This window comes from Rahnella sp. CG8 (assembly GCF_023701875.1).
In the GTDB taxonomy this organism is placed as follows: domain Bacteria; phylum Pseudomonadota; class Gammaproteobacteria; order Enterobacterales; family Enterobacteriaceae; genus Rahnella; species Rahnella aceris.
The window spans coordinates 151,070-166,081 of sequence record NZ_JABAED010000008.1 but is presented as its reverse complement, the minus strand read 5'-3'; the positions used below and the strand labels follow the sequence as shown (position 1 = coordinate 166,081).

Sequence of the window (15,012 nt, the reverse complement as noted above, 5' to 3'; positions counted from 1 at the left end):
TTTATGCTTCCTGATCTTTTAAAGATAACAGCCCTAAAGTGGGCAAAAGGTCGGCGAAATTATCCAGTACGCGATCGGGTTTGGTCAGCGCGATAGTTTCACCGTAGTTATAGCCGTAAGTCATGCCCACACACGGACAACCAGCGGCCTGCGCAGCATGAATATCATTGCGAGAATCACCGACAAAAACCATTTCACTGGCGCGCAATCCGAGCAGTGCCAGGGTCATGTAGACCGGTGCCGGATGCGGTTTTTTCGCCACGACATCGTCGCCGCCAATCACGACCGTGAAATAGCTGTCGATACCCAACGATTGCAACAAAGGCGCGATGAAAGGCGTGGGTTTGTTGGTCACCAGCCCCATTGGCAGCCCGGCTGCGGCCAGTGCAGCCAGCGTCTCTTTGACTTGCGGGTATAAACGGCTGCCACCTGCGGCAGTATCGGCATAATAGTGATCGAATTTATCGCGCACTTTCTGCAGAAACTCTGGCGACAAATCACCTTCGGCCCAGCGAACGGCACGTTCAACCATCACGTCAGCACCATTGCCAATCCAGGTACTGAGACGCTCAACGCCTGCGACAGGTAAATTGAAATCACGCAGCGCCATATCCATGGCTTCAGAGAGACCCGGCGCGCTGTCGACCAGCGTACCGTCGAGGTCAAAACCTAAACCGCGGGCGGCGAGAATTTCAGTCATGTGAGACCTTAGCCAGTTCACTGCGCATATGGTCAATCACCGTGCGGTAATCCGGCTGATTGAAGATAGCGGAACCGGCGACAAACATATCTGCACCGGCAGCGGCGATTTCGCCGATATTGTCGGCTTTCACACCACCGTCTACTTCCAGACGAATGTCATAACCGCTGGCATCAATAATCTTGCGAACCTGACGCAGTTTATCCAGTGTGCCCGGAATAAACGACTGCCCGCCGAAGCCAGGATTCACCGACATCAGCAGGATCACGTCGAGTTTATCCATCACGTATTCGAGATAGCTCAGGGAGGTTGCCGGGTTAAACACCAGACCGGCTTTACAGCCATGGCTTTTAATCAGCTGCAGGGAGCGGTCAACATGCTCGGACGCTTCGGGATGGAAAGTAATGTAAGAGGCACCGGCTTCGGCAAAATCCGGGATCAGACGATCAACCGGTTTGACCATCAGGTGAACATCGATCGGCGCGGTAATGCCGTAGTTACGCAGTGATTTAAGAATGGCTGGCCCCATCGTCAGATTGGGGACGTAGTGGTTGTCCATCACATCAAAATGGACCACATCTCCGCCCGCTTCCAGAGCTTTCGCTGTGTCTTCGCCCAAACGGGCAAAGTCAGCAGACAGAATGGACGGTGCAATCAAAAACTGTTTCATCCGCTTCTCCAAACGATAGGTTTATCCGATGATCACCGCTTGGCCGGTAATCAGCGATATAGCGCTAAAAGTTCATTCACCATGCTGCGCTGGGCAACTTTACTGCTGATAGTGCGACGCGCTGACACGCGGTGCAGCTGTTTCGCCTGTGCATACCATTCCAGCGTAAGTGGTGTTTCGTGGTTGGAAATCAGCACCGGCACATCGTTCTCATTGGAAAGCTGATACGCCAGACGAGCCAGATTACGCTGATCATCCATGCTAAAACTGTTGGTGTGGTACGCCGTAAAATTTGCTGTCGCAGAAAGCGGGGCATAAGGCGGATCACAATAAACCACCGAGCCAGACTGCGCTTTCAGCAACGTGTCCTGATAATGCTCACACACGAATACTGCATTCTTCGCTTTTTCAGCAAACCAGTAGAGTTCTTCTTCAGGAAAATAAGGCTTTTTATAACGCCCGAAAGGCACATTAAACGCGCCACTGAGATTATAACGACACAGGCCGTTGTAACAATGGCGGTTAAGATAGAGGAAAAGTACCGAGCGACGATAAGTATCGCTGCTGGCATTAAACTCAGCCCTCAGGCCGTAAAAACGATCTGATTCGTTAAACTCTGGCGTAAAAAGCACGTGAGCATCACGCACAAATTCTTCAGTGCGTGTCTTCACAATGTTGTAGAGATTGATCAGGTCGCTATTGATGTCCGCCAGAATATAAGCGTCATACTCGGTATTCAAAAATACGGAGCCCGCGCCAACAAAAGGCTCAATCAGACAATCTCCCACCGGAAGATGACGTTTGATGTCATCAATCAGCGGGTATTTGCCGCCAGCCCACTTCAAAAACGCGCGGTTCTTCTTCATGCCGTCAGTTAGCTACTTATATACAATTCACAGCCGCGGATTGTATCCTGTTTTTAGACAGCAAATCGCGTTGAGATCAGTTTCATTTTTTCAGGTCTTGCTGTACCTGATGTACAGGCTTGACCCACGGTTTTTTCGCCTGAACTTCCGCAGGCAAGCTGGAAATAGCACGTTTGGCTTCTGCAGAAGAAGCGTAGTTACCACTCACCAGTACAAACCACGGCTTCCCGTCGCGGGCGGTCTGATAAACCAGATAATTTTTCAGGCCCTGCTGTTTTGCAAACGCATTCAGTGTATTGGACTGAGAAGCGCCGCTCAGTTGCAGGGTAAAGTGCGTACCTGGCGCAGACTTAATGGCAGATGTGCTGCCAGAAGCTGTTGCCGGTGCAGAGGCAACCGGAGCAGGTGACGCGGAGGATTTGGTTGCCGGCGTTTTCGCGGTATGCGACGCCGTTGCTGATGTCTTATGCTCAGCCTGTTTCGAGGTATGAGCAGGCTGCGCATTACGCGAAGACTGTGCCGGACGTACATGGGTGGCTGACGGCTGAGAACCTGCCGGCGCCTGAGTATGAGCTGAACCGTTGACGGTCGCTGGTGCGGTCGGCAAAGAAGTCAGTGACTGAGCCGCAGGTGCCATACTGCCTTGTGCCACGCCATCGACCTGATTTTGCTGGGAAGAAAGCGCATCGCTCATATCACCCGGCAAATCGACACGTTCTTTCGCCTGACCATTATTGGGAACAGGCTCGGCTTCGGTTGGTGTCGGGGAAACTGGCGGTAAACCGATACTCTTCGGTTGCTGGCCATCAGCTGGCTGTTGACCGTCTACGGCTTGCGCCGTATTAGCCTGAGCCTGAGCAGAAGGTTGAGCAGGTGCCGCAGCATCGTTACCTGAGAGACTGATGTCTTTCGGACCATTGGTCTGCTGAGCAGGCTGGCTGGAGGAAGGTGACTTCATGGCTGAGCCGATACCGACAATCAGCAATACCAGCACCACAATCCCGATGCCGATCATCACGTACTGACGGGATACAGCGACTTTTGGAATGGAAGGAGACGGTTTGCGCGCGCGCGGTGGGCGGCGATCGCTGGTGTCTGGTTTGAGATCGTCTTCCGGTGTTAAATCATCCATCTAAAACCTCCAACCCGGCAAAAGCCTCAAGAGGCTTTACGCGGAGCAACTATCCTGACTAAAAATATAAAGCTTTGCTGGCAAACGTAAAATCGGTCGTTATCTGGCCATCATTATGGCCACAGTCTTAACGGCAATCTTCAATCGAAGCCAGCACCATTTCATGCGATACGCCGGAGCGTACTTCAGACTGACCAATTGCTTTCGGTAAAACCAGACGCAGCTCGCCAGCCAGTACTTTCTTATCACGCATCATGTGCGGCAGATAAGACTGCGCGTCCATAACTTCGGGGCCCGTCACAGGCAAACCTGCGCGGGTCAGCAGGGCTTTCACCCGGGCGATATCACCCAGACTGAACTGCCCCAGGCGATGAGCTGTATAACACGCCATCACCATTCCAGCTGCCACAGCTTCGCCATGTAACCAGTTACCGTAACCCATTTCTGCTTCAATAGCATGGCCGTAAGTATGGCCCAGATTCAGCAAGGCGCGCAGTCCGTTTTCACGTTCATCGGCAGCCACAACCTCGGCTTTCAGCTCGCAGCAACGACGGATGCAATACGCCAGCGCATTCATATCCAGCGCCAGTAAAGCATCCATGTTGTCTTCAAGCCACACAAAGAAATCAGCATCCAAAATAATGCCGTATTTGATAACTTCCGCAAGACCCGATGACATTTCACGGGCAGGCAGAGTTCGCAGACAGTCGAGATCAACCACCACCGACGCAGGCTGATAAAAAGCGCCGATCATGTTTTTTCCGAGCGGATGGTTTACCGCTGTTTTACCGCCAACGGAGGAATCAACCTGAGAAAGCAGCGTGGTTGGCACCTGAACAAAGCGTACACCGCGCTGATAACTGGCTGCAGCGAAGCCGGTTAAATCACCGACTACGCCACCACCAAGAGCGATCAGAGTCGTATCACGTCCGTGCGGCTTTTCGAGTAGCGCGGAGAACACGTCATTTAGAACAGTCAGGGATTTGTATTGTTCACCATCAGGCAAAATGACCTGATCAACACGAACGCCTGCCTGCTCCAGCACTGAACGAATTGCATCCAGATAGAGAGGGGCAAGGGTTTCATTGGTCACTATCATGACCTGATCGCCTGCCTTTACCGGCATAAAAGAAGCCGGATCGTGGAACAATCCGGCAGCAATCGTAATGGGGTAGCTACGCTCCCCTAACGTTACGGTAATCCTCTCCATGTCGTGCTCTGTGACCTTCTTTAACTGACACCCTCAGGCAATGATGGACACCAATAATCAGTTACTTTCCAGCATATTGATAATCTGGTTAGCAACGACTTTGGCACTTTGATCATCGGTACGAATAGTGACGTCGGCAATCTCTTCATACAAAGGATTGCGCTCTCTCGCCAGTGCTTCAAGCACTTCACGCGGCGGAGCACTCACTTGTAATAATGGACGTTTTTTGTCGCGTTGTGTACGCGCCAGTTGTTTTTCGATGGTAGTTTCAAGATAGACGACAACGCCACGCGCTGACAAACGGTTACGGGTTTCACGTGATTTCACGGAACCGCCACCTGTCGCCAGAACAATGCCTTGTTTTTCGGTCAGTTCGTTGATCACTTTTTCTTCGCGGTCGCGGAATCCGTCTTCGCCTTCCAAATCAAATACCCAGCCCACATCAGCTCCGGTACGTCGCTCAATTTCGTGATCGGAGTCGAAAAACTCCATATTGAGTTGCTGAGCTAACTGTCGACCAATAGTGCTTTTGCCGGCACCCATAGGCCCAACCAGAAAGATATTGCGTTTCTCTGCCATGTTTTTCGGTATTACTAAGACAATTCGTTGATGATAACCCGCCCCGCCAATCAAATTAGCGGCGGGACCTAAACTGAAACCTCATGAGCGATATAGTGCGAGATCAGAAAAAAATTATCTCAACACTCTTGGTAGTTTGGCAACCGAATAAATCACTTTGCACGCCGCAGGAGGGAAACCGTACGTTTTTATCGGCGTGTCTGTCGTAATAAAAAGATCACGGTGCTCAATTCGGTAACCCTTGTAAGCTAAATCGACGGCAGCGTCAAACTCAGAAGCCTCTTGCAACACAAAAAGTTGCATGCGCTCAACGTTATTAAGTCATTTACAAGGGTTAAGAATACCCATTTAACGGGTGAGGATTAAGGTCGGAGTGATGAAAATCACCAACTCACGCCGCTGTTCATTGGTGTATTGGTGTTTAAACAAAGAACCGACCACCGGAATGTCACCCAGGACAGGGACTTTCGTATCCGTTTTTTGGTTTTTACGCTGGAATATCCCGCCGAGTACGATCGTTTCCCCGTTTTTTACCGTCACCTGGGTTTTTATTTCCTGCTTATCGATCGCCAGCGCCTCGCCTTCGGACTGTTTGATACTTCGCCCCGGCATGTTCTGGCTAATCTGCAACGCCAGTTGAATACGCCCGTCACGCTGAATTTTCGGCATGACTTCCATTCCCAGCACCGCTTCTTTGAATTCGATCGACGTGCTGCCACTCGCCCCGCTGGAAACCTGATACGGGATTTCCGTTCCCTGTTTAATACTGGCAGTCTGCATATGCGCCGTCAGCAGCCGCGGGCTGGCAATAATATCGACCTTATCTTCCTGCTCAAGCGCCGTCAGTTCGAGATCAAGGATCCGCCCGCTGATGTGTGCAAGATTGAAGCCGGCAGTAAATATCGGATTTTCGACCGGCATTCCCATACTGAAATTGTTCATGCGCACCGCTTTTGTAATGGGTTCCTCCCCGGTAAATCCCCAGCGCACTCCAAGTTCGCGCAGGCTTTCGCTGTTCATGGTGACGATATGCGCCGCCAGCTGGACCTGCTGGAGGGGTAAATCCATCTCCTTTACCCACGGTGCCACCACATCCAGCGCCGCCTGCGTGTCACGTAACAATAGCGTATTGGTGCGGGTATCTGCAGAAGCATTGCCTTTTTGCGACAACAGCGATCCTTTCTGAGCGTTCAGGCTAAGCGCCGTCTCTTTCGCATCCGCATATTGCAAAGGGACGGTGAGGCTGATCAGCGGGCTTTGCAGCGCCTGCTGATCGGCGGCATCTTTTATCCGCTGTTGTACAACCTGCGGGTCTTCTTCAGGCGACACCAATAAAACGTTGCCCTGCAACTGACTGGTGAGATGGTTCATTTGCAGAATGATGTCGAGCGCCTGCTGCCACGACACATCTTTGAGTTTCACACTCATCTGCCCGTCCAAACCCGGTGCGGTGACCAGATTCAGTTGCCGGGCATCCGCCAGCGCCTGCAATACCAAGCCGACCGGCGAGGACTGAAACTCCAGCGAAATCAGCGGTGGCGTACCGGCTTTCACCGGGCTAAGACATAAACACAGCAAAAACAGCACAATCCGTTTATTTACGTATTTCATTATTTTCCTTTCCCTGGAGAATCATTACCTTTACCCAGCCTGATAATCTGACGCTGTAAGCCGCAACGTGCGTCACTGAGGCTAAGTTCAACCTGCACACTGCTGAGCACTTCAACCGTCCATTGCGGCATCCCAACGAGTGAACCTGTTTCGACTTTATTCCAGCGCCCCTGCGGAGAAAGCAGCCAGCCATAACGTTGCCCTCCGACATCTGAAATCCCGCTTAACAGCCATTCAGATAACGGAGAAACACCAGCACAGTCGGGTGTCTGTGGCGTATTAAACGGATCACGCACGGCTTTCGATGCGACGACACTGCTAACAAACTCCGCCGCTGGCGCGGTTTGTGTCAGTAACACTGATGCTTTCATCCCACCACCACCGGTGGTATGCAGATTCAGCTCGCTAAACGCAGGCTGTTCGGGACGTTGCAACAGCGCATGAAGAAAATGCATCAGTTCGGTAAAAGTCACCTGCAACTGCAACTCACCCTGCGGTTCTTGTTTCGGTTGCGAAACGGGTTGCCAGCGAATCAGCACCGCCTGAGAGTCTTTCAGTGGCCGGGAAAACGCTTGCTCAAGAGGCAGGCTTTTGCGCAGTGATGTCGCATTACCGGCCAGTTCCTGCTCCAGTCTTTCCAGTGGAATCATGCGCATTAGCGTCACCTGAGCCAGGGAAAGGGTCTGTTGTGCGATGTCAATCTCCCGTTTCAGGGTTTCCTGTTGCTGCCATAATCCGCGCAATCCGAACTGATACAGCGTTAAAACCATCATCACTAAACATGCGGTCAGAATGAATACCCGCTGCCAGCCGGGTTTTTCCATCAGCGGTTCAATACGCTCTGATAGAAAACCGGTCATTGCGGTACTTCCGGCGCAGGCAGTGGCCTTTCAGCGCGAAACTGCGTTTTCATCACGAAGCTCAGATTCTGGTTGGGCTGTTGCTGTACATCAGAAAGACTGACCTTGCTGAGCAAGTCTCCTGCCGACAGCATGTCGCTCAATGCCAGAATGTCGTGGTACAACCGCCCTTCACCTTTTAACGTCAGCATTCCCTGATGTTCTGTCAGCTCAGTCAGCCACAGTTCTTCGGGCATTTTTAACGCCAGCAGCTCCAATAATTGCAGATAGTCCCGGCTCCGCTGCACACGCTGGTGGCTCAAAAGACGTGCTTCAGTCAGAACCTTTACCTGTGCTGATGCGGCCTCCACACGACGCTGCTGAAGCATAATCTTTTGAATGCCTGAATTTAGCGCTGACAGCTTCACCTGCAATAACGTCCGCTCCTGCACAATGAAAGCGGCCAGAAGCCAGGCACAGACCACCACAGAGACCGGAAACGAAACGAAAATCTTCAGCCAGCAACGCATCCGCTTTTGACGGCGCAGCTTTCGCCACGGTAATAAATTGACCTGGAGCATCAGTAATCCGCCTGACGAATAGCCAGCCCGACGGCGGGCGCAAATGCACCGGGATTCGCAGGCAAAGGCGCGGACAATTGCGCGATTGCGCTTAATGGCGACCAGCATTGCATTACCGCAGATGGCGATTCGCCACTGAAATAGTCCTCCGCGTGGCATAATGCGGCCGCGCGATACTGTGTGCGGATCTTCTGAGAAATTGAGGTTTCAGTCATGGCCTCTGCGTGATCCAGCAAGCCAAACTGGAACGGCAAGCTGTGCGGCGAAGCCCAGAGAAAGGCATCGTCAAGGGGATGAATCAGCAATGCATCACCCGGAACGCCGGCAGCACAGGCCGCCATCTGAAGTGCGCAAGGGGCCAGTTCAATAGCATCCGGGAACAACCGTGCCTGCGCCATGCATCGCACCCACTGTTCAATTTCCTGCTGCCTTGCGGCTGTAACCACCAACTGATTATCACCATGAGGATCAGCCCGGTAGTCCATCACCAGATGTTCCATGCCGAGGGGGAATTGTTTCGCGGCGTTAGCGAAAATAAACGCACTGCGCTGCGGCTCACCCAACCGGGCATCGGGCGCGGCCATTCGCTGTTGCATAATACGTTGTGCAGGAAGGCTTATTCGTAATGAAAAAGACGTCGGCAGCGTTTTTCGCCAGCACGATAAAAGGGCGATCAGCGGCGCGGTCTCATGTAATATCCCCTCCCGCAATGTGAAAGGAGGCAAAGGATGCTGCCACCAGTGACGTAATTGCCAGCCATGACGCCGCCGCTGAACGGCGATCGCACGGGCAAAACCGGCTTGAATATCCAGACCTACCTGCCATGCTTGTAGTCGCATTTTCGCCCAATCTCCATATCGTCAGGTAAATAAAAGAACGTATCCATGTTGCTGGCTTGCCTTTATACTACCGCGCGGTTGTTTATAAACTGCCCAATTGACACTTAATGGGAAATCTCAGGTGAAGTTCGTAAAGTATTTATTGATTCTTGCAGTGTGTTGCATTTTGCTGGGAGCCGCCTCGATCTTCGGTTTGTATAAATATATCGAGCCACAGCTACCCGATGTCGCCACGCTTAAAGACGTGCGCTTGCAAACACCGATGCAAGTTTTCAGTGCCGAGGGTGATTTAATCGCTCAATATGGTGAAAAGCGCCGTATCCCACTGAAACTCGACCAGATCCCACCGGAACTGGTGCATGCGTTTATCGCGACAGAAGACAGTCGTTTCTATGAACATCACGGCGTGGACCCGATCGGTATTTTCCGTGCGGCTTCCGTTGCGCTGGTGTCCGGCCACGCCTCACAGGGCGCGAGTACCATTACTCAGCAACTGGCCCGTAACTTCTTCCTGAGTCCTGAACGCACGCTGACCCGTAAAATCAAGGAAGCATTTCTGGCCATCCGCATTGAGCAGATGATGTCCAAAGATGAAATCCTTGAGCTGTATCTGAATAAAATCTATCTCGGTTATCGCGCTTATGGCGTGGGTGCCGCTGCACAGGTTTACTTCGGGAAAAATGTCAACCAACTGACGCTCAGTGAAATGGCGGTGATTGCCGGTCTGCCAAAAGCACCGTCAACCTTCAATCCGCTGTATTCTCACGATCGTTCTCTGGCGCGTCGCAACACCGTACTGGCGCGTATGCTGGATGAGAAATACATCACGCAGGCCCAGTACGATCAGGCGCGTGCTGAGCCGCTGGTGGCGAATTATCATGCTCCACATATCGAGTTTTCTGCGCCGTATCTGACCGAAATGGTGCGTCAGGAGATGGTGAAACGTTATGGCGACAACGCTTATAACGATGGCTACATGGTTTACACCACCATTACCAAGAAAACCCAGCTGGCCGCGCAGGAAGCCCTGCGCACCAACGTGCTCAATTACGATATGCGCCACGGTTACCGTGGCCCGTCAAATCAGTTATGGAAAGTGGGTGAACCTGCGTGGGATCAGGACAAGATTGTTCAGTCGCTGAAAACCCTGCCGGTGTATGGCCCGCTGTTCCCGGCCGTTATCACCGCAACGGACGACGCTCAGGCGACGGCAACGATGTCCAACCGCGCGGTCATCAGCCTGCCATTCAGCGGCATGCGCTGGGCGCGACCTTACCGTAATGACAATGCTCAGGGCCCGACACCGAAAAAAGTCACTGACGTGGTGCGCCCTGGTCAGCAAGTTTGGGTACGTAAAGTGGGTGATGACTGGTGGCTGGCGCAGGTGCCTGATGTCAACTCAGCCATCGTTTCACTCAATCCAAACGACGGTGCCATTGAAGCACTGGTCGGCGGCTTTGACTTCAACCAGAGTAAGTTTAACCGCGCCAATCAGGCGGTTCGTCAGCTCGGTTCGAACATCAAACCTTTCCTGTATACCGCAGCAATGGATAAAGGCCTGACGCTGGCGACTATCCTGAATGACATGCCAATCACCCGCTGGGATGCCGGTGCCGGTACCGACTGGCGGCCGAAGAACTCCCCGCCAACGTATTACGGTCCGATCCGTTTACGTCAGGGTCTGGGCGAGTCTAAAAACGTGGTGATGGTGCGTGCGATGCGTGCGATGGGTGTGGATTACGCGGCTGAATATCTGCAGCGTTTTGGCTTCCCGGCGGCGAACATTGTTCATTCCGAATCACTGGCATTGGGTTCTGCTTCATTCACTCCGTTACAGGTGGTGCGCGGTTACGCCACACTGACCAACGGCGGTTATCTGGTTGACCCGTATTTCATCACCAAAATCGTGGATGAATCCGGCCAGGTTCAGTTTGAAGCCAAACCTAAAATCGCCTGCCGTACCTGTAATATTCCGGTTATTTATGGGGATACGCAGAAATCTGCCGTGCTGTCGGATGACAACGTAGAAAATGTTGCTACGTCCACCATCAATAACAATACCAGTGTGCCAACGCCACAACTTGAGCAGGTTCCGCCGAACTCGCCACAGGTTGATGCCGCACAGCAATACGCACCGCATGTGATCAGTACTCCTCTGTCATTCCTGATCAGTGATGCACTGAACTCCAACATCTTCGGGGAACCGGGCTGGATGGGGACGGGCTGGCGCGCAGGACGCGACCTGAAACGTCACGACATTGGCGGCAAAACCGGGACAACCAACAGCTCGAAAGATGCCTGGTTCTCCGGATATGGCCCTGACGTGGTGACATCAGTCTGGATTGGCTTTGACGATCACCGTCGTGATTTGGGCCGTTCGACGGCTTCCGGTGTCATCCCGGATCAAATCTCCGGTGCCGAAGGCGGCGCGAAAAGTGCTCAGCCAGCCTGGGATGATTACATGAAAGCCGTGCTGGAAGGAGTGCCGGAACAGCCACAGACTCCGCCTCCGGGTGTGGTGACCGTCACTATCGATAAGAGTACCGGTAAGCTTTCTGACGGCGGCGGTAACAGTCGCCCGGAATACTTTATCGACGGGACTCAGCCGACAGAACATGCTGTACATGAGGTCGGAACAACCATCATGGATAACGGTCAGGAACACGAACTGTTCTGATGCCTGAGCTGTAAAGCAAAAAGCCGGTCTGCGTAATGCATGACCGGCTTTTTTAATGATGTTTTATCGCAGGCTCAGCGGGCATTGCGCATCAGAAACTCATGCGCCAGAAATAACGCACTCACGTTGCGGGCTTCGCAAAAATCGGGATGTTGCAACAGTTCCATCATGCGTGACACCGGCCAGCGCGTTTGTGGCAAAGGTTCCGGCTCATCACCTTCCAGGCTTTTCATATACAAATCTTTAGCAATGACGATATTCATGCGACTGGAGAAGTAAGAAGGTGCCATGGTCAGTTTTGCCAGCACGTCAAAGTGCCGTGCACCGTAGCCCACTTCTTCCATCAGTTCCCGGTTCGCCGCCTCAAGCACACCTTCACCCGGATCAATCAGGCCCTTGGGAAAACCCAGCTCGTAGCTTTCAATCCCAACGGCATATTCCTGAATTAACAACAGCTCATCATCAATGATCGGTACAATCATCACCGCTTCACGATCGGAAGGACGCATGCGTTCATACACGCGTTCAGCGCCATTGCTGAATGTCAGATCAACAGATTCGATGGTGAATAATCGCGAACGGGCTACGGTTTCCACCTTCGTAATTTTCGGTTTTTGCAGGTGTTGTGTCATCTCATCCCCAACTTATTATTCACCTGACCAGAGGTGTTCTAATGGGTTCGTTTGTCTGTTCAAAAGCCGCTACCGGTAGTCATTGTGCGTTAAGGAACGTCAGCATCGCAATCTTTACTGAAAAACTGTCTTTGTCCTGCCTGTTTCCCGTTCAAAATGTCACTAAATAATCGCCGTTAATCGCGCAAAAAAAACACGTTGACTCATGGCTGTCACATTTTTGCTTTAACAAAAACACTCTCACTTAAAAATAGGATTATACCGATACCCGTTAATTCCCAAATGCAGGTATCCTCTAGCGTGGTATTTTTGTGCACGCGATTCAGGTTAACAATAATAAAATTCCTATCAAAAAGCACCCATGCGCAGAATGTGCATTTCGTTATATGTATAATACTTTCACAGAGTTGACGTAAGTCACCCACGTCTGAACGGGGATCGGATGAGCACAGTAGTCGTGACACTGGTGTTGTTGTGTATCGCAATTATTGCCACAGCGTCTTATTTTTGGCTCGTATTGCGTCGCCGCCAACGCGGCGAGTCAGTCGTGCGTTTTTCCACACCCAGTCAGCGCAAACTCTCCCAGAAAGAACGCGACGCAGTAGAACGCTATCTGCGACAAAATGAAGGCCTCGGCCAGACACCGATCACCCACCGCAATAATCTGATTATCCTGCGCGATAAACTGACGCTGACCACCAAAAGCGAAAATGTTTATAGCCTGACCCGCGCGATCACCCGTTATGGGGTGGCGAGCGAAGATCCTAACAAATGGCGTTACTTCCTCGATTCTACTGAAATTCACCTGCCGCCATTCTGGGAGCAATACATTGCTCAGGAAAACCAGGTCGAGCTGATCAAAACACAGACTCTGCCGCTGGTGATTTCACTCAACGGTCATACGCTGACCGAGCACGTTTACGAAGGCCCGGCGCCGGTTTCGGCGGTGATACCTTCTCAGCCGCAAAATGCGTCTATCCGTCATGAAGAAAGCGAGCATATTGAACTGGTCAAAGTGCGTCGCGAAACACGTGAAGAGCATGCGCTGACCCGTTCGAATGGTGTAAAAGAAGCGCTGGCTGTTTCCGCTATTCTGCTTCTGCTTTTCATCACACTGCAAAGTCCGGTGATATTTCTGCCCTGGTTGCTGGTGATTTCGGCAGGATTAGCCGCCTGGGTTATCTGGCGGTTTGTGTCTGAACGTTTAGGTAAAAATCGTAAGGAAATTCATTGCCTGCGCGGCTTACCTAAACGCTGGGGTTTGTTCGGTGAATCCAAACAAGGTGATATCAGCAATATTTCGCTCGGTGCGGTAGACCTGATTTATCCGCCTCACTGGCAGCCCTATATTGGTCGTGATCTCGGACAGCCAACGGACGTGGAAGTCTATATGAACAGCCACGTTGTCCGCCAGGGAAGCTATCTGACACTGCACGAGGAAGTGAAAAGATTCCCGCTCCAGCAGTGGGGAAGAAACCTGGTGCTCGCCACCAGCGCTTTCCTCTTGCTGCTGGCGTTACTGGTTTATGTGCCGCTTGGCCTGCCGCTCAAACTCAGCGTAGCCTGGCTGCAAGGTGCACAAAGTTCGCAGGTTAACAGCGTACAGGAACTGGAAAAGGCTGCCCTGCGCGTCGGCGACACCCTGAAAGTTCAGGGTACCGGCATGTGTTATGTGCCACCGGCGGCCAGCCGTTCTGCATCCGGTTTTATGCCTTTTGATTGTTCCGCGATTTACTGGAATACCGCGACGCCGCTGCCGGTGCCGCAGTCAGAAATTATTGATGCAGCTACAGCGCTGCAAACCACGGTGAACAACCAGCTGCATCCCGGCCAGAACCAAACCCCCGAGCAAAACATTAACCCGCAACTGGCCACCGCCATCGAGAAATCCGGGATGATCCTGCTTGATGATTTCGCGGATATCGTGCTGAAAACCGAAACGCTATGCGGAAACAGTAACGATTGTGTTCGTCTGAAAAATGCGCTGGTGAATCTGGGCAATTCGAGCAACTGGAATTCGCTGGTGAAGCGGGCAAAAGCAGGCACATTGCAGGGGATTAACGTTCTGCTGCGTCCGGTCAGCGCGCAATCGCTGAGTGAACTGGTGAATAACGCAACGTCTTCTTTCTTTGTTCAGGAAACCCGTCGCGCCGCTGACAGCCTTAACAGCCCGCCACCGGGCGGATTCTTGATCAGTAACGATGAAGGACGCCAGTTGATTGAAATGCCCACGCCTCCGGTCAGCGTGTTTGCTAACCCGCCTCAGGAGCAGTGGAAGCAACTGCAACAATTATCGACACTCCTGCTACATACACCGTTCAGTGCGCAGGGCGTGATCACCAGTATCAGCATTGATGCTAACGGAACCCGTCACATTTCGTTGCACAGCGAGCCGGATATCTCAACGCTCTGGCGCTATCTGGGCACCAGCTTATTACTGTTACTGTTAATCGGTGTTCTGGCGGTCAATCTCGTGCTGTTTACCCGCCGTTTCATCAAAGATAAGCGCAGAATCGACGATATTCAGCAATATTATAACTCCTGCTTTCATCCCACGTTAATGCCAATCCCCGTGCAAAAACTGGGCTGAAAACCACCGGGTGTCCCTGCGCCACCCGGTCAGATTATGCTACCCTGACGCCCTTCCCTGCTTTCATCTGTTCGCCCCTGCGGTTT

The 15,012-nt window shown here is 52.2% G+C and carries 13 protein-coding genes; 2 read left to right on the top strand and 11 right to left on the bottom strand.

The genetic code is table 11. The annotated features are described in order from the left end of the window. Position 1: 1 nt before the first annotated feature. From HGO41_RS10225 to pilM, 10 genes are all read right to left on the bottom strand, one after another. Positions 2-700 (bottom strand): phosphoglycolate phosphatase, encoded by a 699-nt coding sequence (locus HGO41_RS10225; protein ID WP_013573620.1) that lies wholly within the window; start codon positions 698-700, stop codon positions 2-4. Continuing rightward, on the bottom strand, positions 693-1,370 hold the full coding sequence (gene rpe / locus HGO41_RS10220; protein WP_013573619.1) for a ribulose-phosphate 3-epimerase: 678 nt from the start codon (positions 1,368-1,370) through the stop codon (positions 693-695). The genes HGO41_RS10225 and rpe overlap by 8 nt, the downstream gene beginning before the upstream one ends. Positions 1,371-1,420: 50 nt before the next feature. Further along, entirely contained in the window at positions 1,421-2,236 is an 816-nt protein-coding gene (gene dam, locus HGO41_RS10215; RefSeq protein ID WP_013573618.1) for an adenine-specific DNA-methyltransferase, read from the bottom strand. Between the two features lie 82 nt (positions 2,237-2,318). Further along, on the bottom strand, positions 2,319-3,368 hold the full coding sequence (locus tag HGO41_RS10210; protein ID WP_112151928.1) for an SPOR domain-containing protein: 1,050 nt from the start codon (positions 3,366-3,368) through the stop codon (positions 2,319-2,321). Between the two features lie 127 nt (positions 3,369-3,495). Further along, positions 3,496-4,578: a 3-dehydroquinate synthase gene (gene aroB / locus HGO41_RS10205; protein ID WP_013573616.1), complete on the bottom strand. Its 1,083-nt coding sequence runs from the start codon at positions 4,576-4,578 to the stop codon at positions 3,496-3,498. Between the two features lie 57 nt (positions 4,579-4,635). Further along, the gene (aroK, locus tag HGO41_RS10200; RefSeq protein ID WP_014333540.1) at positions 4,636-5,157 is read right to left on the bottom strand and encodes a shikimate kinase AroK; all 522 of its coding nucleotides are present in this window, start codon (positions 5,155-5,157) and stop codon (positions 4,636-4,638) included. Between the two features lie 348 nt (positions 5,158-5,505). Further along, positions 5,506-6,768 carry a DNA uptake porin HofQ gene (hofQ, locus tag HGO41_RS10195; protein WP_250981004.1) on the bottom strand — a complete coding sequence of 421 codons (1,263 nt, stop codon included), beginning with the start codon at positions 6,766-6,768 and terminating at the stop codon, positions 5,506-5,508. Beyond that, complete coding sequence (locus HGO41_RS10190) at positions 6,768-7,628, bottom strand: hypothetical protein (RefSeq protein WP_013573613.1); 861 nt, start codon at positions 7,626-7,628, stop codon at positions 6,768-6,770. The genes hofQ and HGO41_RS10190 overlap by 1 nt, the downstream gene beginning before the upstream one ends. Then, the gene (locus tag HGO41_RS10185; protein ID WP_013573612.1) at positions 7,625-8,188 is read right to left on the bottom strand and encodes a PilN domain-containing protein; all 564 of its coding nucleotides are present in this window, start codon (positions 8,186-8,188) and stop codon (positions 7,625-7,627) included. Before HGO41_RS10185 ends, HGO41_RS10190 begins: the two co-directional genes overlap by 4 nt. Then, on the bottom strand, positions 8,188-9,027 hold the full coding sequence (pilM, locus tag HGO41_RS10180) for a pilus assembly protein PilM (protein ID WP_013573611.1): 840 nt from the start codon (positions 9,025-9,027) through the stop codon (positions 8,188-8,190). Before pilM ends, HGO41_RS10185 begins: the two co-directional genes overlap by 1 nt. A gap of 121 nt (positions 9,028-9,148) precedes the next feature. Between pilM and mrcA the strand changes: the two genes are divergently transcribed. After that, positions 9,149-11,704 carry a peptidoglycan glycosyltransferase/peptidoglycan DD-transpeptidase MrcA gene (mrcA, locus tag HGO41_RS10175; protein ID WP_013573610.1) on the top strand — a complete coding sequence of 852 codons (2,556 nt, stop codon included), beginning with the start codon at positions 9,149-9,151 and terminating at the stop codon, positions 11,702-11,704. Between the two features lie 74 nt (positions 11,705-11,778). Here mrcA and nudE read toward each other — a convergent pair whose 3' ends face one another. Continuing rightward, positions 11,779-12,336, bottom strand: a complete 558-nt coding sequence (gene nudE, locus HGO41_RS10170; protein ID WP_013573609.1) for an ADP compounds hydrolase NudE — start codon at positions 12,334-12,336, stop codon at positions 11,779-11,781. A gap of 442 nt (positions 12,337-12,778) precedes the next feature. Between nudE and HGO41_RS10165 the strand changes: the two genes are divergently transcribed. Further along, complete coding sequence (locus HGO41_RS10165; protein WP_014411507.1) at positions 12,779-14,926, top strand: intracellular growth attenuator family protein; 2,148 nt, start codon at positions 12,779-12,781, stop codon at positions 14,924-14,926. Positions 14,927-15,012: the final 86 nt, after the last annotated feature.

Excerpts from the sequence above, each read along its gene's own strand:
- HGO41_RS10225 (WP_013573620.1), bottom strand. The coding sequence starts at position 700 with ATGACTGAAATTCTCGCCGCCCGCGGTTTAGGTTTTGACCTCGACGGT.
- rpe (WP_013573619.1), bottom strand. The coding sequence starts at position 1,370 with ATGAAACAGTTTTTGATTGCACCGTCCATTCTGTCTGCTGACTTTGCC.
- dam (WP_013573618.1), bottom strand. The coding sequence starts at position 2,236 with ATGAAGAAGAACCGCGCGTTTTTGAAGTGGGCTGGCGGCAAATACCCG.
- HGO41_RS10210 (WP_112151928.1), bottom strand. The coding sequence starts at position 3,368 with ATGGATGATTTAACACCGGAAGACGATCTCAAACCAGACACCAGCGAT.
- aroB (WP_013573616.1), bottom strand. The coding sequence starts at position 4,578 with ATGGAGAGGATTACCGTAACGTTAGGGGAGCGTAGCTACCCCATTACG.
- aroK (WP_014333540.1), bottom strand. The coding sequence starts at position 5,157 with ATGGCAGAGAAACGCAATATCTTTCTGGTTGGGCCTATGGGTGCCGGC.
- hofQ (WP_250981004.1), bottom strand. The coding sequence starts at position 6,768 with ATGAAATACGTAAATAAACGGATTGTGCTGTTTTTGCTGTGTTTATGT.
- HGO41_RS10190 (WP_013573613.1), bottom strand. The coding sequence starts at position 7,628 with ATGACCGGTTTTCTATCAGAGCGTATTGAACCGCTGATGGAAAAACCC.
- HGO41_RS10185 (WP_013573612.1), bottom strand. The coding sequence starts at position 8,188 with ATGCTCCAGGTCAATTTATTACCGTGGCGAAAGCTGCGCCGTCAAAAG.
- pilM (WP_013573611.1), bottom strand. The coding sequence starts at position 9,027 with ATGCGACTACAAGCATGGCAGGTAGGTCTGGATATTCAAGCCGGTTTT.
- nudE (WP_013573609.1), bottom strand. The coding sequence starts at position 12,336 with ATGACACAACACCTGCAAAAACCGAAAATTACGAAGGTGGAAACCGTA.
- HGO41_RS10165 (WP_014411507.1), top strand. The coding sequence starts at position 12,779 with ATGAGCACAGTAGTCGTGACACTGGTGTTGTTGTGTATCGCAATTATT.